Genomic DNA, 19,051 nt, shown 5'->3' on the forward strand with positions numbered 1-19,051 from the left:
AGATGCCGGGCACCGGTACACGTGGGCGCACGACGTTGCTGCGCCTGAGGCTCGTCTGCATGGTCGTGGTGTGACTCACGGCTCGAGGCGAAGTCTGCTCGAGTCAAGAGAGTTGAATACGCAATGCCCAAGCACACCTCCTCCGGCGCGCCCAAGAAGGCCCGCTGGTCCACCGAGAAGAAGTCCGCGGCCGCCAAGAAGCCGCACCGCGGTCAAGGCCCCGCCGGATCCTTCTCGGGTCCCAAGAGCTCCCGCCCCGCCTCCTCGGGGTCCTCGCACGTCGGTGGCCGCGAGTGGCGCGCCCCGCGTGACGACCGCGGTGACCGGGGCTTCCAGCGCCGCGACGACCGTCCCTCCTTCGACCGGCGTGACGACCGCGGTGACCGTGGCTTCCAGCGCCGTGACGACCGACCCTCCTTCGACCGGCGTGACGACCGCGGTGACCGGGGCTTCCAGCGCCGTGACGACCGTGGTGACCGTGGCTTCCAGCGCCGTGACGACCGTCCCTCCTTCGACCGGCGTGACGACCGCGGTGACCGGGGCTTCCAGCGCCGTGACGACCGTGGTGACCGTGGCTTCCAGCGCCGTGACGACCGTCCCTCCTTCGACCGGCGTGACGACCGCGGTGACCGGGGCTTCCAGCGCCGTGACGACCGTGGTGACCGCGGCTTCCAGCGCCGTGACGACCGTCCCTCCTTCGACCGGCCTGACGACCGCGGTGACCGGGGCTTCCAGCGCCGCGACGACCGTGGTGACCGCGGCTTCCAGCGCAGCGACGACCGTCCTTCGTTCGACCGGCGTGACGACCGCGGTGACCGGGGCTTCCAGCGCCGTGACGACCGTGGTGACCGTGGCTTCCAGCGCCGTGACCAGCGTCCTTCGTTCGACCGGCGTGACGACCGTGGTGAGCGTGGCTTCCAGCGCCGTGACGAGCGTCCTTCGTTCGACCGGCGTGACGACCGTGGTGAGCGTGGCTTCCAGCGCCGTGACGACCGTCCCTCCTTCGACCGTCGCAGCAACGGCGGCGACCGGTTCGTCGACTCGGCTCCGGTGAGCTTCGAGGACGCCGAGGCCGAACGCATGGACGCCGACAACTGGACCAAGGCGACGCGCGCCGACGTGTCCGACGGGCCCGTCGAGGTCGCGGCCGACAACGGCTTCGCCGCCCTGGGCCTGCCCGAGCGGATCGTCGAGCGCCTCGCCCGGGAGGGCATCACGTCGCCCTTCCCGATCCAGGCGGCCACGATCCCCGACGCGCTGGCGGGACGTGACGTCCTCGGCCGTGGCCAGACCGGCTCCGGCAAGACGCTGGCCTTCGGTCTTCCCCTCATCACGCGACTGCTCGAGGCGCAGACCCCGCGTCGTCCGCGCCGTCCGCACGCCCTGATCCTGACGCCGACGCGTGAGCTGGCGATGCAGATCTCCGACGCGCTCGAGCCGCTCGTGCACGTGGCCGGCCTGCGCCACAAGCTCGTCGCCGGGGGCCTCAGCTACACGACGCAGATCAATGCGCTCAACAAGGGCATCGACATCCTCATCGCGACGCCGGGTCGGCTCAACGACCTCCTGGAGCGCGGTGCCGTCGAGATGGACGACATCGCGATCACCGTGCTCGACGAGGCGGACCACATGGCCGAGATGGGCTTCATGGCCGAGATCACGACGAGCCTCGACAAGATCCCGGCCGACGGCCAGCGCCTGCTCTTCTCGGCGACGCTCGACCGTGGCATCGACGCCCTCGTCGAGAAGTACCTCACCGACCCGGTGACCCACTCGACCAACGACGCCACCGCGTCGGTCGAGGGCATGGACCACCACGTCCTGCTCATCGACCCGCAGCACAAGAAGGTCATCACGGCCGAGGTCGCGAACCGCGAGGGCCGCACCGTCGTGTTCTGCCGCACCAAGCTCGGCGCCGACCGGATCGCGCTCCAGCTGCGCGAGCAGGGCGTCATGGCGGCCGCGCTGCACGGTGGCCTCAACCAGGGGCAGCGCAACCGCGTGCTCGGGGCGTTCCGTGACGGCACCTTGCCGGTACTCGTCGCGACGGACGTCGCCGCTCGCGGCATCCACGTCGACGACGTCTCGGTCGTCCTGCAGGTCGACCCGCCGGCCGACCACAAGGACTACCTGCACCGCTCGGGCCGCACGGCTCGCGCCGGTGACAAGGGGACCGTCGTGACCCTCGCCCTGCCGCACCAGCGCAAGACGATGGAGCGTCAGCTGAAGGACGCGGGCCTCGAGATCTCGCCGGTCCGGGCCACGCCCGGCGACGCGATCATCGCGGCCACCGGTGCGACGACGCCCAGTGGCGTCGCCATCGCCGAGGACGACTTCCAGCGCCTCATCGCCGGCCCGAAGCAGCACCGTCGAGGGCCTGCCGGCCCGCGCGGCCCGCGCCAGGGCCAGGGGCAGCGTGGCGGCTTCCGTCCGCACCACGGCGGACGCGACGACCGCAGGGACGACCGGCGCGGCCGACGCGGCGAGCGCGGTGACGGCCTCGTCACCCGCTGGGGCGACGACGAGCGTGGCGGTCGCCGCGGCGCACGCTTCTGAGCGGTTGCCGGTGTGGAAGGCTGTGCCCGTGAGCTCGACCTTCCACACCGGCCGCCTCCTGGTCGCGACGCCGTCCGTCGGGGGTGACGTCTTCCACCGGTCGGTGATCCTCGTGCTGCACCACGACGACGGGGGAGCGCAGGGAGTCGTGCTCAACAAGCCGCTGTCCGCGGAGGTGGACTCGGTGCTGCCGGGCTGGCAGCGCGTCGTCACCGCCCCGCACGTGATCTTCCAGGGCGGCCCCGTCTCGACGTCCTCCGCGCTGGGCCTCGTCACCGTGCCGGGCGACGAGCCGGAGCCGCTGGGGGTCAAGCGCCTGTTCGGGTCCATCGGCCTGGTCGACCTCGACGCGCCGACTCCCGTCGTCGCCGCCGAGCTCGCCGGCCTGCGCATCTTCGCGGGCTACTCGGGCTGGGAGTCCGGGCAGCTCGAGGGCGAGATCCTCCGGGGCGACTGGTATCTGGTCGACGCGGAGGTGCGCGATGCCTTCACCCCGCACCCGGACGGGCTGTGGCGCGAGGTGCTGCGTCGTCAGCGCGACAGCCTCGCCTACGTCGCGAACTTCCCCGACGACCCGTCGATGAACTGAGCGCCGTGCCGAGCGAAGAGCTGAGTGCCGAGCTGCGCACCGAGGATAGGTGCCCAGCCGGCAGCGTGGTCGAGGCGACCCCCGGGACCCACCGGTCGAGCAGGCGAGTTGCCTTCGTCGACAGCGGGCTGGGGCTCCTCGGGTATGCGGACGCCCTCCACACGCTGCGGCCCGACCTCGGGCTCGTGCTGGCGCTCGACCCTGACAACATGCCCTACGGCCCCCGCACCCCCGAGGACGTCCAGCGACTCATCCTGGCGTCGGCCCGGGCGACGCTTCCGTACGCGCCCGACGCCATCGTCGTGGCCTGCAACACCGCATCGGTGCACGGCCTCGAGGCACTGCGGGCCGAGCTCGAGCCCGCCGTGCCGGTTGTCGGCACCGTGCCCGCCATCCGTCCCGCCGCCGTGGCGGGCGGCCCGGTCGCCGTGTGGGCCACGGCGGCGACGACGTCCAGCGACTACCTCCGCGGCCTCGTCGACGCGTTCGCCGCCGACGTCGAGACCTATCCCGTCGCCGCTCTGGGCCTGGCCGAGGCGATCGAGTCCGGAGACCAGGACGACATCGACGCGTGCATCGCCTATGCCGCGCAGCGGACGCCGGCGGGGGTGCGGTCCCTCGTGCTCGGCTGCACGCACTACGGCCTGGTGGCCGACCGCATCGTCGCTGCCCTGGGCGACGGCGTGACGGTCTTCGACTCACCCGTTGCGGTGGCCCGGCAGACGTTGCGGCGCATCGGCCTGGCGCCCGACGCCTCGGCGCCCCAGGCAGGCGTCGACGGCGTCCTGCTGAGCGGGCGCCCCGGCGAGCTCCCGGCGTCGTGGGGGGCCTTCCCGGCGGGCCAGCGGCTCCTTCGCGACGGGGCCCGGCGGCATACACTCTCGACATGAGCACGATGCCTCCGGACCCCTTCGAGCCCGAGCCACTGCGCGGCACGAGCACGGCCACGATCGAGCGCGAGGAGGTCCGCGAGGAGCTGCAGGAGCCCGGCGACCACGAGCGCTTCTCGCACTACGTCCGCAAGGAGAAGATCCTCGAGAGCGCCCTGTCCGGTGAGCCGGTGGTCGCGCTGTGCGGCAAGATCTGGGTGCCTGGGCGCGACCCGCAGAAGTTCCCGGTGTGTCCCGTCTGCAAGGAGATCTACGACGGCCTGCGCGACCCGCAGGACGGCGGCGACGGCGACAACGGTGGCAGCGGTGGCGGGTCCTGACCGGTTCGTCCGGCAGCGCGTCGTTTCCCCTTCTTTCCTGACCGACTCTTTAACCTGACCGGCCTGCGCCGTGACCGCGGGCTGCCTACAGTCGCTGAATCGGCGCCTGTCAGGGGGGTCGAGTCGCACAGGAAGGCCTTCCATGAAGCTCCGCTCGCTGATGCTCGCCGCTCCGCTCGCGCTCTCCGCCGTGTCCGTCGGCGCACCCGCTCATGCCTCGCCCGCGATCGACGGCCACGGCAGCCCCTCGTGCCTCGACCCGGCAGCCGTCGGGGCCGTCGGGGCGCGCGGCACCCACGCCACGGCCAAGGACCCGAACGAGCTGTCCCCGGCGCAGGTGCAGGCCAACGAGGCCGCGCTCACCCGGGCCCTCGCCGCCAAGGGGCTGACCCGCGACTCGTCCGGGCGGCTGGCCAGGACCGCCCCAGGCGCGCAGGACGCGCAGCAGGGGAGGGGCGTCACCAGCGGGAGCGCCGCGCCCACGTCCGCGACGGTCAAGGTGTACTGGCACACCATCACCGACGGTTCCCAGGGCGCGGTGGCCGCCAGCGCGATCAGCAGCCAGGTGAGCGTGCTCAACCAGGCCTACTCCGGGACCGGTCTCAGCTTCACTCTGGCCGGCTCCGACTCGACGAGCAACGCGGCCTGGTACACCGTCACCCCCGGCTCGGCCGCCGAGAAGAGGATGAAGAAGGCCCTGCGCAAGGGCACGATGGCCGACCTCAACCTCTACTCCGCCAACATCGGGCAGGGGCTGCTGGGCTGGGCCACCTTCCCCAAGAGCAGCTACGACGTCATGGACGGCGTGGTCGTCCTCGCCGACTCGCTTCCCGGCGGCAGCGCCACCCACTACAACGAGGGCGACACCGCGACCCACGAGGTGGGTCACTGGTTCGGGCTCTACCACACGTTCCAGGGCGGCTGCCGCGGCAACGGCGACTACGTCGACGACACGCCGGCCGAGGCCAGCCCCGCCTACGAGTGCCCCACCGGGCGCGACACGTGCACGAGCCCCGGCCTCGACCCGATCAAGAACTACATGGACTACACCTACGACTCGTGCATGAACACCTTCACGAGCGGGCAGGTGGCGCGCATGCAGGCCCAGTGGACGGCCTTCCGAGCCGGCCGCTGAGCGACCCGACCCGGCAACCCCAGACCGCGCGGGCCGTCGCCGACGTCGCCTGGCGGCATACCACCTCACCGAGGCCCCGTCAGCAGGCGGGGCCTCGGCATGTCGCCGGCGGGGATTCGTTACCGTGGTCGCTCTATGAGTGCCGGCGCCGCCTTCCACCTCCCACCCGCCTTCCCGGAGCGGGCAGCGTGGGGTACCGCCAGCAAGCTGCGCGCCTGGCAGCAGGAGGCGCTCGACCTCTACCTCGAGAAGGGGCCTCGCGACTTCCTGGCGGTTGCGACCCCCGGGGCCGGCAAGACGACGTACGCCCTGCGCGTGGCCACCGAGCTGCTGAGCGCCGGCATCGTGCACCGCGTCACCGTCGTGGCCCCCACCGAGCATCTCAAGACCCAGTGGGCCGACGCCGCGGCCCGCGTCGGCATCAGTCTCGACCCGAAGTTCAGCAACAGCATCGGGCGGCACAGCGACGACTACCACGGCGTCGCCGTCACGTACGCCCAGGTCGCCTCGCGTCCCTCGCTGCACCGTGAGCTGACGACCTCCCGGCCGACGCTCGTGATCCTCGACGAGATCCACCACGGCGGGGACAGCAAGAGCTGGGGCGATGGCATCCGTGAGGCGTTCGAGCCGGCCACGCGGCGGCTGTCGCTGACCGGTACGCCCTTCCGCTCCGACACCTCGCCGATCCCGTTCGTCACCTACGAGCTCGACGCCGAGGGCACGCTCGTCAGCTCGAGCGACTACACCTACGGCTACGCGGAGGCGCTGCGCGACGGCGTCGTGCGCCCGGTCCTGTTCATGGCCTACGGCGGCAGCATGCGCTGGCGCACCAAGGCCGGCGACGAGCTCGAGGCGCGCCTGGGCGAGCCGATGACCAAGGACTTCGTGGCCCACGCGTGGCGCACCGCCCTCGACCCGAAGGGGGAGTGGATCCCCGCCGTCCTGGCCGCCGCCGACCGCCGGCTCACCGAGGTGCGCCGGCACGTCGAGGACGCCGGTGGCCTGGTCATCGCGTCCAACCAGACCCAGGCGAGGGCGTATGCCGCCATCCTCCGCACGCTGACCGGTGAGGCACCGACGGTCGTCCTCTCCGACGACCTGGGCGCCAGCAAGCGCATCGAGGACTTCGGCGCCAGCGACGAGCGGTGGATGGTCGCGGTGCGCATGGTCTCCGAGGGCGTCGACGTGCCGCGGCTGGCCGTCGGCGTCTACGCGACGTCGACGTCGACGCCGCTCTTCTTCGCGCAGGCCGTCGGCCGCTTCGTGCGGGCCCGTCGGCGCGGCGAGACCGCGTCGGTGTTCCTGCCGTCGGTGCCGGTGGTCCTCGACCACGCCTCGCGCCTGGAGGAGCAGCGGGACCACGCGCTCGACCGCAAGCCCAACCCCGACGACGTCGGGCAGATGTGGGCCGAGGAGCAGGCCCTCATCGACGATGCCAACCGCGCCGACAAGGCCAGCGGCGCCCTCGACGAGGGGAAGTTCGAGGCGCTCGAGTCGGACGCGCACTTCGACCACGTGCTCTTCGACAAGCAGCAGTGGGGCATGCACGCCCAGGTCGGCTCCGAGGACGAGGAGGAGTACCTCGGCCTGCCGGGGCTGCTCGAGCCCGACCAGGTGTCGGCACTGCTGCGCGAGCGACAGAGCCGCCAGGTCAAGAAGGCACCGAAGGGTGCCGAGGCACCCATGCCGGTCGCCGCGCACCGTGCGCTGGCGGCCCAGCGCAAGGAGCTCAACAAGCTGGTGTCGACCTACGCCCGGCAGAAGGGCCTGCCCCACGCCAACGTCCACATGGACCTGCGGCGGGTCTGCGGGGGGCCGGATCTCGCGGCCGCCTCGTCCGAGCAGGTCGCCGAGCGCATCGACAAGATCCGGCTCTGGCTCGTCGGCCGTCGCTGACCCTTTCGGGAGCGACCCTTCCTGTCCCCATTCGTCCCGGTTCATGCCGCTAGGGTCTGCGGCATGACGAGCGACTCGACCCCCGACTTCCTCACCTCCCCGGCCACGCGCCGCCAGCTGCTGGCGATGGCCGCCGTCGGCGGCGCCGGCATCGCGACCGTGGCTGGCGCCTCGCCCTCCGCGGCTGCGGGCACGGGCGCCCAGGGCGCGGGCACCAACGGCAAGGTCGTGACCCTCACGGTGCTGGGCACGACCGACCTGCACGGCAACGTGTTCAACTGGGACTACTTCAACAACCGCGAGTACGACGACAAGACCCACAACGACATCGGCCTCGCCAAGGCGTCGTCCGTCATCAAGATGCGCCGCGCCGACCTCGGCGCCGCCTCGACGCTGACGCTCGACGCCGGCGACACCATCCAGGGCACGCCGCTCGCGTACTACTACGCCAAGATCGACCCCATCACCGGCGGAGCCACCCACCCGATGGCGGCCGCGATGAACCAGGTCGGCTACGACGCCGCCGCGCTCGGCAACCACGAGTTCAACTACGGCATCGACACGCTGCGGGCCTTCGAGAAGCAGCTGGACTTCCCGCTCCTGTCGGCCAACACCGTCGACTGGAGCACTGGGGCCCCGGCGTTCAAGCCGTGGATCATCAAGACCGTCAAGATCGAGGGCAGCAAGCCGATCAAGGTGGGCATCCTCGGCCTCGTCACCCCCGGCGTCGCCATCTGGGACAAGGCCAACGTCGACGGCAGGCTGAAGTTCCCCGGCATCATCGAGCAGGCCAAGGTGTTCGTCCCGCGCCTCAAGGCCGCCGGCGCCGACGTCGTCATCGTCTCGTGCCACTCGGGCACCAACGGCAAGTCCTCGTGGGGAGACGCCCTGCCCTACGTGGAGAACGCCAGCAAGCTGCTCGCCGAGCAGGTCCCCGGCATCGACGCCGTGCTCGTCGGCCACTCGCACGTGGAGGTCGTCACCAAGGCCACCAACGCCGACACGGGCAAGCAGGTGCTCCTCGTCGAGCCGTACTACTGGGGCATGCGGGTGGCCGAGATGACGCTGAAGCTGCAGAAGGTCCGCGGCCAGTGGCAGGTGGTCGACTCGGCCGGCGCGCTGTGGAACGCCAACGCGGTGCGCGAGGACCCGGCCGTCACCGGCGCCATCCGGTCGGCGCACGAGAGGGTCCTCGCCTACGTCAACGGCGTCGTCGGCACGTGCACCCAGGCCATGTCGGCCGCGACCTCGCGCTACGAGGACACGCCGGCGATGGACTTCATCAACTTCGTCCAGGCCGACGCCGTGAAGAAGGCACTCGCCGGCACGTCCGAGGGTGCGCTCCCGATGCTCTCCATCGCGGCGCCGTTCAACAAGCAGGCGTCGATCCCCAAGGGCGACGTGACCATCCGCGACGTCGCCGGGCTCTACATCTACGACAACACCCTGCTCGGCATCGTCCTCACCGGCTCCGAGGTCAAGGACTACCTCGAGAAGAGCGCCTCGTACTTCCAGCCGTACTCCGGCACGGGCCCGGTCTCCGCGGACTCCATCACCAACGCCGGTGGCACGCCCGACTACAACTACGACATCATGGGCGGCCTCGACGCCCCGCTGACCTACGACATCGACCTGGCCAAGCCGGTCGGCTCACGCATCACGGGCCTGGCCTACGGCGGCACGCCGGTCGCCGCCGACGCGAGGTTCGTCGTCGCCATCAACAACTACCGGCAGTCCGGTGGTGGCGGCTTCCCCGGCGTCACGACCGCCCCGGTCGTCTACAACCGGCAGGTCGAGATCCGCCAGCTGCTCATCGACTGGGCCACGGCCAACAAGGTGATCGACCCGGCCACGTTCTCCAGCGTCGACTGGCGCCTCGTCAGCAACGGCAGTCCGGTCACCGTCACGGCCTGACCGCCCACGCCTGACCGCAGCGCAGTGCCCACTCGACGTCTACGTCGAGTGGGCACCTCTGCACCCGCTCCGGGCGCTCCGTATGCGTGGAGGGCGTCCCGTCGTCTGGGACACGACGGGACGCCCGGGCTCTCGGGCCGACCAGGCGGTGGGACGCCGGCGCACGAAAGGCGTACCCGCCGGGACAGGGGAGCACCGACGGGTACGCACCCCTCATCCTGTCGGATCGAGGCGGCCCGTGTGGTCGCTTTCGCGCGGATCGGTGCCGCTATCGCTCCGGTCAGGACCCGACCAGCACCTGGTGGCCCCACGCGGGCAGGGTGTACTCCTGCCCCTGCTCCAGCGCGACGGTCTCGCCGGTGAAGGCGTCCTGCCAGGTTCCTGCCTGCGGGCCGTCACCCAGCTTCACCGTCTGCTCCTCGGCGCTGAAGTTGAAGGCGCCGAAGACCCGGTCGCCGCCCACGGCCCGGACGAAGCTGAGCACCGCCGACTCCGCCGAGTTGGGCACCCGGACCATGCGGCCGCCCGCCGCGCCGTTCCACAGGGCCGGGTGCTGCTTCTTCAGGGCGAAGAGCGTCCGGTAGAGCTCACCCTGCTCGTCCTCGCGCCACTCGATCTCGTCCTTGTCGAAGAAGACGAGCCGCCGGTCGCTGCCGGCCTCCTGCCCGTTGTAGACCAGCGGCATGCCCTCGCTGATCACCGACAGCACGATGGACGGGACGAGCGCGTCGCCGAACTGCTCGTACTCGGTGCCCTCCCACGCGTTCTTGTCGTGGTTGCTGACGAACAGCATGCGGTAGGCGTCGCGCTGGTAGAAGCGGTCGTTCCACGCGTAGTAGACCTTGAGCGCCTCGACATCCGCCTTGCCGTGCGCAATCTTGTGCAACGTCTCGTTCCAGCTCCAGCCGTACGTCATGTCGAAGGCGCGCACGTGCAGGTCGCGGGACTCCCACTCGGCGAGCAGGAAGACGGGCTTGATCTCGTCGAGCTCGCGTCGGGCGTTGTCCCAGAAGTCGACGGGCACGAAGCCGGCCACGTCGCACCGGTAGCCGTCGACGCCGGCCTCGCGCACCCAGTACTTCATCGCTTCGGTCATGTAGCGGCGCAGACCGGGGTTGTCGTAGTCGAGGTCGATGATGTCGTCCCAGTCCCACCACGGCGTCGGGCGGAAGTCGCCCTTCCAGTCGCGGGCGTACCACTCTGGGTGCTGCTCGACGAGCACGTTGTCCCAGGCGGTGTGGTTGGCGACCCAGTCGAGGATGACGTGCAGCCCGAGGTCGTGCGCGGTGTCCACGAAGTGACGCAGGTCCTCGAGGGTCCCGAACTCCGGGTTGACGGCCAGGTAGTCCTTGACGGCGTACGGGCTGCCGAGGACGCCCTTGCGGTTGCGCTCGCCGATCGGGTGCACCGGCATGAGCCAGACGATGTCGATGCCGAGGTCGCGCAGGCGCGGCAGGTGCGCCTCGGCGGCCCGGAACGTGCCTTCGGGGGTGAAGTGGCGCTGGTTGATCTGGTAGATCGTGGCGCTCCGGCTCCACTCGGGGTGGGTCAGCTCGACGGCGGGCCGCGGGGCGTACGGGTCGGCGGTCACGGGAGGCTCCTGGGTCCTGGGGGGCGGGCGGTGTGGGGTGCTCGTGCTGTCGCTGCCCGGTTCGTACCCGGTCACGACGAGGCCTCGAGCAGGTGCTCGACGAGCGGGACGGTGCGGTGGTCGAGGCGCGTGGCGAGCGAGATGACGGTCGAGGCGCGGGTCACGTGGGCGTCGTCGACGACCTGGTCGATGACCCGCTGCAGGTCGGCGTTGTCGCGCCCCACGATGCGGATCAGGACGTCGCCCGAACCGGTGATGGTGTGCGCCTCGAGGACCTCCGGGATGGCCGCGAGGTGCTCGACGACGGGGGAGTGACCGCCGCGGCCCTGGCGGATCTCGAGGGTGCAGAACGCGGTCACCGGGTAGCCGAGCGCCGCGGGGTCCACGTCGGGAGCCATGGAGCGCAGCACGCCCGTGCGCTGGAGCCGGTCGAGGCGGGCCTGCACGGTGCCGCGTGCCACTCCGAGCCGGCGGGAGGCGCCGAGGACGCCGATGCCCGGCTCGGTCAGCAGCAGCAGGAGGATCCGGCAGTCGAGGGCGTCGACCGGGGTGCGGAAGGAGGGTCCCCCTGGAGAGGTCATGGGCAGAGTGTCCAGCACGACCCGGCATACGGGCAACAGTTTGTGCACTGTGCCCAGCGATGACTGCTGCTCTTGCACACCCAGCCGGGGTCCGCCACCCTCGCTCCATGACCGACACCCTGCCGCCTGCGGCCACCGACCTCACCGACGACCGGACCCAGCAGGAGCGCGAGGCCGACCTCGACCTCGAGCAGCTCAAGCAGCTCGTCGGTCTCGTCGAGTACGACGAGAGCACCGACGTCTTCCCCGTCACCGGATGGGACGCCATCGTCTTCGTCGCCGGCAACGCCACTCAGAGCGCGCACTACTACCAGAGCGCCTGGGGCATGGAGCTCGTCGCCTACTCGGGGCCCGAGAACGGCAACCGCGACCACAAGGCGTTCGTCCTCAAGAGCGGCTCGATCCGCTTCGTCGTCAAGGGCGCCGTCGACCCCGACAGCCCCCTGGCCGACCACCACCGTCGCCACGGTGACGGCGTCGTCGACATCGCCCTCGAGGTGCCCGACGTCGACCGGTGCATCGCGCAGGCCAGGAAGGCCGGCGCCACGGTCCTCGAGGAGCCCACGAACCACACCGACGAGCACGGCACGGTGCGCACCGCTGCCATCGCCGCGTACGGGGAGACCCGCCACACGCTCGTGCAGCGCCACGTCGACGGGCAGAGGTATGCGGGCCCGTACCTCCCGGGCTACGTCCCCACGAGCTCGTCCTACGAGAAGCGCGAGGGCCAGCCCAAGCGCCTCTTCCAGGCCCTCGACCACATCGTCGGCAACGTCGAGCTCGGCCACATGGACGAGTGGGTCGCCTTCTACAACCGGGTCATGGGCTTCGTGAACATGGCCGAGTTCATCGGCGACGACATCGCCACCGACTACTCGGCCCTGATGAGCAAGGTCGTCGCCAACGGCAACCACCGGGTGAAGTTCCCGCTCAACGAGCCGGCCATCGCCAAGAGGAAGAGCCAGATCGACGAGTACCTCGAGTTCTACCGGGGGGCCGGAGCCCAGCACCTCGCCGTGGCGACGAACGACATCCTCGCGTCGGTCGACGCCCTGCGCGCCAACGGCGTGGAGTTCCTCGACACCCCCGACAGCTACTACGAGGACGCCGAGCTGCGCGAGCGCATCGGCAACGTGCGAGTCCCGATCGAGGAGCTGCAGAAGCGCAAGATCCTCGTCGACCGCGACGAGGACGGCTACCTGCTCCAGATCTTCACCAAGCCGCTCGGAGACCGCCCCACGGTGTTCTTCGAGCTGATCGAGCGGCACGGCTCGCTCGGCTTCGGCAAGGGCAACTTCAAGGCGCTCTTCGAGGCGATCGAGCGCGAGCAGGACAAGCGCGGCAACCTCTGACCGCTCGAGCCGCTCGAGCCGCTCGAGCCCCGCGTGACGCACCCGCGCCACGCGGGGCGCTGACGGTCCCACAGCGCCTACGGCGTGGGAGAGTTGGGCCATGAGCCAACATCCCTCCGGGTGGTACGACGACCCGAGCAGCCCCGATCTGCTCCGCTACTGGGACGGCGTGTCGTGGACCAACCACACCGCCCCGAAGAAGTCGCCGACCGCGTCGCAGAGCACGATCGGGCTGCCGCAGCAGGGACAGCTGCCGGCCCACCGCACCGGAGCGTCCGCGCCCGTGCCGCAGGGCAGTGGCTGGCAGGGCCGGTCGCAGGCTCCGCAGCAGCAGGGTCAGCAGGGACAGGGGTACTTCCAGCAGGCGCCGGCTGAGGCGCAGTGGATGCAGACCATCCGCACGACGGCCGACGGGGTGCCGCTCGCCTCGTGGGGCAAGCGAGTGGCCGCGTGGCTCATCGACGGCGTCATCATCGCGATCGTCGGCGGCATGATCGCCTGGGCGGTGACCCCCCGCCTGTCCGAGCTCTTCTCGGCGTTCGTGTCGGCTGCCGAGGCCGGCGACCAGGCCAGGGTGGTCGACATCCAGAACCAGCTCACGGGTCCGGTGGTGCAGTTCTCCATCGTCCTGTGGCTCCTCACGACGGCGTACTGCCTCGTCTTCTGGACCACCACGGCCCAGACGCCCGGCAAGATGGCGCTGGGCATCAGCGTGCGACGGGCCGCAGAGCCCGGGCCGTTGCCGGTCGGCACCGCACTGATGCGCCGCCTCGTCCCCCTCGCGGGGCAGTTCGTGCCCTTCCTCTCCCTCCTCGACGGCCTCTGGCCGCTCTGGGACGACAAGCGGCAGGCGCTGCACGACAAGGCCGCTGGCACACAGGTGGTCGAGGGCAAGCAGCCGCGCAAGCACGGCTGAGCAGCCTTCGGGCCAGGCCGGAGCCGGTCCCGAGCGAGGGCAGGGGGCCGGGCTCGGCCGGCGGCGGTAAGTCGCTTGCGCCGGTGTCGGTGCCGGGCGCGACAATGAAGGTTCGCCGGACCGTCCCACGGGGCGGTCGCCGCCGCACCTACACCGTCCGAACCGGAGTCCTCGTGTCGACCACCAACGCCCCAACGCACCCTCAGTACCCCGAGAACATCGACGGGGCCGTCCTCAAGGTCGCCGGGGTCGTCGTCCTCGGCGCCATCATGTCGATCCTCGACATCACCGTCGTCAACATCGCCCTGCCGACGTTCCAGACAACGTTCGCCGACGCCTCCGGCAAACCGGTGCCGTACTCGACCGTGGCATGGACGGTGACCGCCTACACCCTGGCGCTCGCGACGGTCATCCCGCTGACGGGATGGGCGGCCGACCGCTTCGGCACCAAGCGGCTCTACATCCTCGCGGTCACCCTCTTCACGGTGGGCTCGGCGTTGTGCGCCACGGCCGGGTCCATCGAGGTGCTCATCCTCTTCCGCGTCCTGCAGGGACTCGGCGGCGGCATGCTCATGCCGCTGGGCATGACGATCATGACCCGCGCCGCGGGGCCCGCCCGCATGGGCCGCCTCATGGCGATCCTCGGTGTGCCGATGCTCCTCGGACCGATCTTCGGTCCCATCCTCGGCGGCTGGCTCATCGAGGCGGCCAGCTGGCACTGGATCTTCCTCATCAACGTCCCGATCGGGATCGTCGCCGCGCTGTACGCCCTGTGGGCACTGCCCTCGGACGCTCCCGAGCCGTCCGAGTCGTTCGACGTCGTCGGCATGCTGCTCATGTCGCCGGGGCTCGCGCTCTTCCTCTACGGCATCAGCTCGATCCCCGGCGAGGGCACCTTCGTGTCGAAGAAGGTCCTCATCCCGTTCTGCATCGGGCTCGCCATGCTCGTCACGTTCGTCGTCTACAGCTTCCGTCCCAAGCACCCGCTGCTCGACCTGAGGCTCTTCCGCAACCGCCGGCTGACCGCGGCGACGATCACGATGTTCCTCTTCGCCGCCGCCTTCTTCGGCGGGCTGCTGCTCGTGCCGACCTACTTCCAGGAGGTGCGCGGTGAGGACACGCTTCACGCCGCCTTCCTCATGGTCCCGCAGGGCCTCGGCGCCATGCTGACGATGCCCGTCGCGGGCGCCCTCGTGGATCGGGTTCCGGTGGGTCGGATCGTGCCGTTCGGGTTGTTGCTCATCACCGGTGGCATGTTCGCCCTGACCCAGGTCGGGCCGCACACGCCCTACTGGGGCTTCATGATCCCGGTGCTCTTCGTCATGGGCCTCGGCATGGGCGGCACGATGATGCCGATCATGACGTCGGCGCTCAAGACGCTGACCTCCCACCAGGTGGCGCGGGGCTCCACGCTGCTCAACATCACGCAGCAGATCGCGAGCTCGATGGGCGTCGCCATCATCTCGGTCGTCTTCACCAACAACCTGGCCAGCAAGCCCCTGGCGGGACCCGCGATCGCGGCCCAGAAGGACCCCGCCCTGGTGGACCGGATCGGCGGCCAGGTCGCGCTCCAGCAGGGCCTGGCTCAGGCCGCCGACGCGTTCGGCGAGACCTTCCTGGTCGCAGCGATCCTCGTCGCCACCACCCTCATCCCGGCGTACTTCCTGCCGCGCAGGCGCGAGGAGTCGCACCTGCTCGACGACGAGACGCAGGCAGCCCCGGTGTCCCTGCACTGACCTCGCGGCGCTGCCGCCGCACGAGGTCAGCTGGCGGGCCGAATGGTCCCGCGCGCCTCACCGAGACCGATGCGGGTCCCGTCCGGACCGGGGGCCCACGCCGTCATGGTGACGGTGTCGCCATCCTCGAGGAAGCCGCGGATCGTGCCGTCTTGCAGCGTCAGGGGCTCGGCGCCGTTCCACGTCAGCTCGAGCAGGCTGCCGCGAGTCTCGCGGGTCGGGCCGCTGATCGTCCCCGACCCGAAGAGGTCGCCGTCGCGCAACGACGCCCCGTTGACGGTGAGGTGGGCGAGCATCTGCGCGGGCGACCAGTACATCGCCGCGTGTTCCGGACGCGAGACGACCGTGCCGTTGAGGCTCACCTCGAGGTGCACGTCGAGACCGAAGGCCTCTCCCTGCAGGTAGGGCAGCACCTGCGGGTCGGACTGTCCCGGCAGCGGCACTCGAGCCGCGGCGAGCGCCTCCAGGGGCGTCACCCAGGCGGAGATGGTCGTCGCAAAGGACTTGCCGAGGAACGGACCCAGGGGGACGTACTCCCACGCCTGGATGTCGCGGGCGCTCCAGTCGTTGAGGATGACCACCCCGAACAGGTGGTCGGTGGCCTCGTCGACCGAGACCCGCGAGCCGCGCGCCGTGGCGCCGCCCACGACGTAGCCGAGCTCGGCCTCGATGTCGAGGCGGATGCTGGGCCCGAAGACCGGGGCCGGGTCGCCCGGAGCCTTCCGCTGGCCGCTGGGGCGGACCACGTCGGTGCCGGAGACGACGACCGTGCCGGAGCGACCGTGGTAGCCGATCGGCAGGTGCTTCCAGTTGGGCGGCAGGGCGGCGTTGTCCGGGCGGAAGATCTTGCCCACGTTGCTCGCGTGGTCCTCGCTCGCGTAGAAGTCGACGTAGTCGGCGACCTCGATCGGCAGGTGCAGCTGCACGTCCTCGAGCGGGTGCAGGTGCGGCGAGACTCTGTCGCGGTGCACCTCGTCGGTGAGGATCTCGGTCAGCCACTGCCGGGCCGTCGTCCACGTCGGGCGCCCTAGGGCCACAAAGGCGTTGAGGCTCGAGGTGAGCCACGCCGAGGCGAGGTCGGGCCCGTCGGCGACGAGGCCGGCCTCGCGGCCGAGGGCGGCGACAGCTCCCGCGTCGAGCACGAGGTCGCCGATGCGCACGCCCACGCGCGGGCTCGGGTCCGCGGCCGTGCTGAACACGCCGTAGGGCAGGTTGTCGATGCCGAAGAGGTGGTCGGGCGGGACGTCGGCCCAGGTGGTCGATGGGGTCGAGGCGGTCGTGGTCGTCGCCGTGGCCGGGGTGCTCGGCCTGGTCACTGCTGGGGCTCCTTCGCGCTGATGAGGCCGAGGGCCTCGAGCTCGTGCAGGGGGTCGAGCACGCCGCAGCAGCCGAAGGCGGTGAAGCTGCCCCGGACCCGCCTGGCGTCCTCCGCCGACAGGCTCGAGATCGCGGTGACGAGGACCTCGGTGTCCTCGCGTGCGAGCTCACCGGCCAGCTCGCGCGCCTCGGCCCCGTGGAGGGCCTCGTGCGTGGCGAGCAGGACGTTGAGGAGTCCGTGCATCGGCTCGTGGCCCTGCCGGCCCCGGACCGCGTGGTGCAGTCCGCCCGTCAGCTTGAACGACAGTCCGTGCAGCACGACGGCGTCGAGGAAGCCGGCGAGGACCTGCTCGTCGGGCCACGCCCAGGTGGGGGTGGCACCGGTGCGGAACTTCGCCGTGACGTCGTGCTCGTCATCGACCGCAGCCGCGATGTCGTCGAGGGCCTGCTCCTGCTCCAGGCCGAGCCCGACCTCGACGACGACGGGCACCTCGGCGGCGAGCAGCTCGCGCCACTGCGGCGACCAGCCGAGCTCGGCTGCCGTCACGACGACGCGCTCGTCGTCCCGTAGGGCGTCGAGGGCGTCGACGAGGGGCTTCAGGGCGGTACCGGGGCGGACCACGAGCCCGACGGCGAGCGGCTTGTCGACCGTCCGCTCGTCGGCCGAGGTGAGGCTCGAGAGCGCTTCGGCGGAGGTGGCGGGGACGAGCAGCGGACCCAGCTGGGCGGCATACGGCCCGGTGCGGCGGTCGAGGTGCTCGCGGACGGCCACGTCGAGGGGGGCCGACCCCGGGGGGAAGACTGCGGCATCGTCCACGAGGCGGTCGAAGAGGGGCGCGAACGGCGTCCTTGACATGCTCGGGAGCGTACTCCACTGTGGCCATAGCGATACACCTACGTCCGGTGAGCGGACGTGGTCGAGGAGAGGTTCCCGCCCATGGCGCACTACCAGGCCGTCGGAGACATCCCGCACAAGCGGCACACCGAGCACCGGCGCCAAGGTCCCGACGGCCAGCCCGGCGAGCTCTACTACGAGGAGCTCATGGGTGAGGAGGGCTTCAGCTCGGACAGCTCCCTGCTCTACCACCGCAACATCCCCTCGACGACGGTCGCCGCCGCGGTGTGGGAGCTGCCCGACCAGTCCACGACCCCGAACCACCCGCTGACGCCGCGCCACCTCAAGCTCCACGACCTCTTCGACGCCGACGCCGCAGAGCGGACCGACGTCGTCACGGGCCGTCGGCTCGTGCTGGGCAACGGCGACGTGCGCATCTCGTATGCCGTTGCGGCACAGGCGAGCCCGTGGTACCGCAACGGCATCGGCGACGAGTGCATCTACGTCGAGAGAGGGGCCGCGCGGGTGGAGACGGTGTTCGGCGCCTTCGAGGTGGGGGAGGGTGACTACGTCATCGTCCCGCGCGCCACGACCCATCGGTGGCTTCCCGCCGCCGACGCCGCCGAGCCGTTGCGGGCCTACTGCATCGAGGCCAACAGCCACATCGCGCCGCCGAAGCGCTACCTCAGCAAGTACGGCCAGCTGCTCGAGCACGCGCCCTACTGCGAGCGGGACCTGCGCCAGCCCCGGGGGCCCCTCCTCGCCGAGGACATCGGTGAGAGCGCCGATGCGCAGACCGACGTGTACATCAAGCACCGGGGCAACGGGCCGGGCGGGGTGGTCGGGACCATCCACACGTTGCCCTTCCACCCGCTCGACGTCGTCGGGTGGGACGGCTGCCTCTACCCCTACGTCTTCAACGTCCGCGACTTCGAGCCGATCACCGGTCGCATCCACCAGCCTCCGCCCGTGCACCAGGTCTTCGAGGGCTGGAACTTCGTCATCTGCAACTTCGTGCCGCGCAAGGTCGACTACCACCCGCTCGCCATCCCCGTGCCCTACTACCACTCGAACGTCGACAGCGACGAGATCATGTTCTACGTCGACGGGGACTACGAGGCCCGCAAGGGGTCCGGCATCGGCAAGGGCTCGATCTCGGTGCACCCGGGCGGCCACCCGCACGGCCCGCAGCCGGGCGCCACGGAGGGCTCCCTCGGGATCGAGCGTTTCGACGAGCTCGCCGTCATGGTCGACACCTTCCGCCCCCTCGAGCTCGGGGAGGGGGGCCTCGCCGTCGACGACGGCGCGTATGCCATGTCGTGGTCCAAGGGGATCGCCCGGGCGACCGGTGGCACGACCGACGGCAACACGACGGGCGGAGCGTCGGCCTCCGGCGTCGCCCACTCGGAGGGCTGAGGGCCTC

The 19,051-nt window shown here is 71.0% G+C and carries 15 protein-coding genes; 11 read left to right on the plus strand and 4 right to left on the minus strand.

Going from position 1 to position 19,051, the window contains the following annotated elements; genetic code table 11:
- The first annotated feature begins 123 nt into the window (after nt 1-123).
- The 7 genes from LQK93_RS15005 to LQK93_RS15035 all read left to right on the plus strand — a co-directional run bounded on the left by LQK93_RS15005 (nt 124) and on the right by LQK93_RS15035 (nt 9,300).
- Nucleotides 124-2,556, plus strand: coding sequence for a DEAD/DEAH box helicase (locus LQK93_RS15005; RefSeq protein WP_374968580.1), 2,433 nt, complete (start codon nt 124-126; stop codon nt 2,554-2,556).
- Between the two features lie 28 nt (nt 2,557-2,584).
- Nucleotides 2,585-3,145, plus strand: a complete 561-nt coding sequence (locus LQK93_RS15010; protein WP_374968581.1) for a YqgE/AlgH family protein — start codon at nt 2,585-2,587, stop codon at nt 3,143-3,145.
- 5 nt (nt 3,146-3,150) lie between these two features.
- Entirely contained in the window at nt 3,151-4,035 is an 885-nt protein-coding gene (locus LQK93_RS15015) for a glutamate racemase (protein ID WP_374968582.1), read from the plus strand.
- Nucleotides 4,032-4,355, plus strand: a complete 324-nt coding sequence (locus LQK93_RS15020) for a DUF3039 domain-containing protein (RefSeq protein WP_374968583.1) — start codon at nt 4,032-4,034, stop codon at nt 4,353-4,355. The genes LQK93_RS15015 and LQK93_RS15020 overlap by 4 nt, the downstream gene beginning before the upstream one ends.
- Nucleotides 4,356-4,497: 142 nt before the next feature.
- Nucleotides 4,498-5,490, plus strand: coding sequence for a zinc metalloprotease (locus LQK93_RS15025; protein ID WP_374968584.1), 993 nt, complete (start codon nt 4,498-4,500; stop codon nt 5,488-5,490).
- Nucleotides 5,491-5,625: 135 nt separating this feature from the next.
- Nucleotides 5,626-7,386, plus strand: coding sequence for a DEAD/DEAH box helicase (locus tag LQK93_RS15030; RefSeq protein WP_374968585.1), 1,761 nt, complete (start codon nt 5,626-5,628; stop codon nt 7,384-7,386).
- 63 nt (nt 7,387-7,449) lie between these two features.
- Nucleotides 7,450-9,300 carry a bifunctional metallophosphatase/5'-nucleotidase gene (locus LQK93_RS15035; RefSeq protein ID WP_374968586.1) on the plus strand — a complete coding sequence of 617 codons (1,851 nt, stop codon included), beginning with the start codon at nt 7,450-7,452 and terminating at the stop codon, nt 9,298-9,300.
- Nucleotides 9,301-9,580: 280 nt separating this feature from the next.
- On the opposite strand, the gene LQK93_RS15040 is transcribed toward LQK93_RS15035, so the two are convergent.
- Together LQK93_RS15040 and LQK93_RS15045 are read right to left on the minus strand one after the other, a co-directional pair.
- A complete protein-coding gene (locus LQK93_RS15040; protein WP_374968587.1) occupies nt 9,581-10,891 on the minus strand; it encodes an alpha-amylase family glycosyl hydrolase in 1,311 nt (436 codons plus the stop codon).
- Between the two features lie 71 nt (nt 10,892-10,962).
- A complete protein-coding gene (locus tag LQK93_RS15045) occupies nt 10,963-11,472 on the minus strand; it encodes an Lrp/AsnC family transcriptional regulator (protein WP_374968588.1) in 510 nt (169 codons plus the stop codon).
- A gap of 107 nt (nt 11,473-11,579) precedes the next feature.
- Here LQK93_RS15045 and hppD point away from each other — a divergent pair, with 107 nt between their 5' ends.
- The 3 genes from hppD to LQK93_RS15060 all read left to right on the plus strand — a co-directional run bounded on the left by hppD (nt 11,580) and on the right by LQK93_RS15060 (nt 15,476).
- Nucleotides 11,580-12,824: a 4-hydroxyphenylpyruvate dioxygenase gene (gene hppD, locus LQK93_RS15050; RefSeq protein ID WP_374968589.1), complete on the plus strand. Its 1,245-nt coding sequence runs from the start codon at nt 11,580-11,582 to the stop codon at nt 12,822-12,824.
- A gap of 100 nt (nt 12,825-12,924) precedes the next feature.
- Entirely contained in the window at nt 12,925-13,740 is an 816-nt protein-coding gene (locus LQK93_RS15055; RefSeq protein ID WP_374968590.1) for an RDD family protein, read from the plus strand.
- Nucleotides 13,741-13,913: 173 nt separating this feature from the next.
- On the plus strand, nt 13,914-15,476 hold the full coding sequence (locus tag LQK93_RS15060; protein ID WP_374968591.1) for a DHA2 family efflux MFS transporter permease subunit: 1,563 nt from the start codon (nt 13,914-13,916) through the stop codon (nt 15,474-15,476).
- Between the two features lie 26 nt (nt 15,477-15,502).
- Here LQK93_RS15060 and fahA read toward each other — a convergent pair whose 3' ends face one another.
- Nucleotides 15,503-16,792 carry a fumarylacetoacetase gene (gene fahA / locus LQK93_RS15065; protein ID WP_374968592.1) on the minus strand — a complete coding sequence of 430 codons (1,290 nt, stop codon included), beginning with the start codon at nt 16,790-16,792 and terminating at the stop codon, nt 15,503-15,505.
- Nucleotides 16,789-17,649: a hypothetical protein gene (locus tag LQK93_RS15070; RefSeq protein WP_374968593.1), complete on the minus strand. Its 861-nt coding sequence runs from the start codon at nt 17,647-17,649 to the stop codon at nt 16,789-16,791. The genes fahA and LQK93_RS15070 overlap by 4 nt, the downstream gene beginning before the upstream one ends.
- A gap of 81 nt (nt 17,650-17,730) precedes the next feature.
- On the opposite strand from LQK93_RS15070, the gene LQK93_RS15075 reads away from it, so the two are divergent.
- Nucleotides 17,731-19,044 carry a homogentisate 1,2-dioxygenase gene (locus LQK93_RS15075; protein WP_374968594.1) on the plus strand — a complete coding sequence of 438 codons (1,314 nt, stop codon included), beginning with the start codon at nt 17,731-17,733 and terminating at the stop codon, nt 19,042-19,044.
- The last annotated feature ends 7 nt before the right edge of the window (nt 19,045-19,051 follow it).

Source organism: Terrabacter sp. BE26 (assembly GCF_041941675.1).
In the GTDB taxonomy this organism is placed as follows: domain Bacteria; phylum Actinomycetota; class Actinomycetes; order Actinomycetales; family Dermatophilaceae; genus Terrabacter.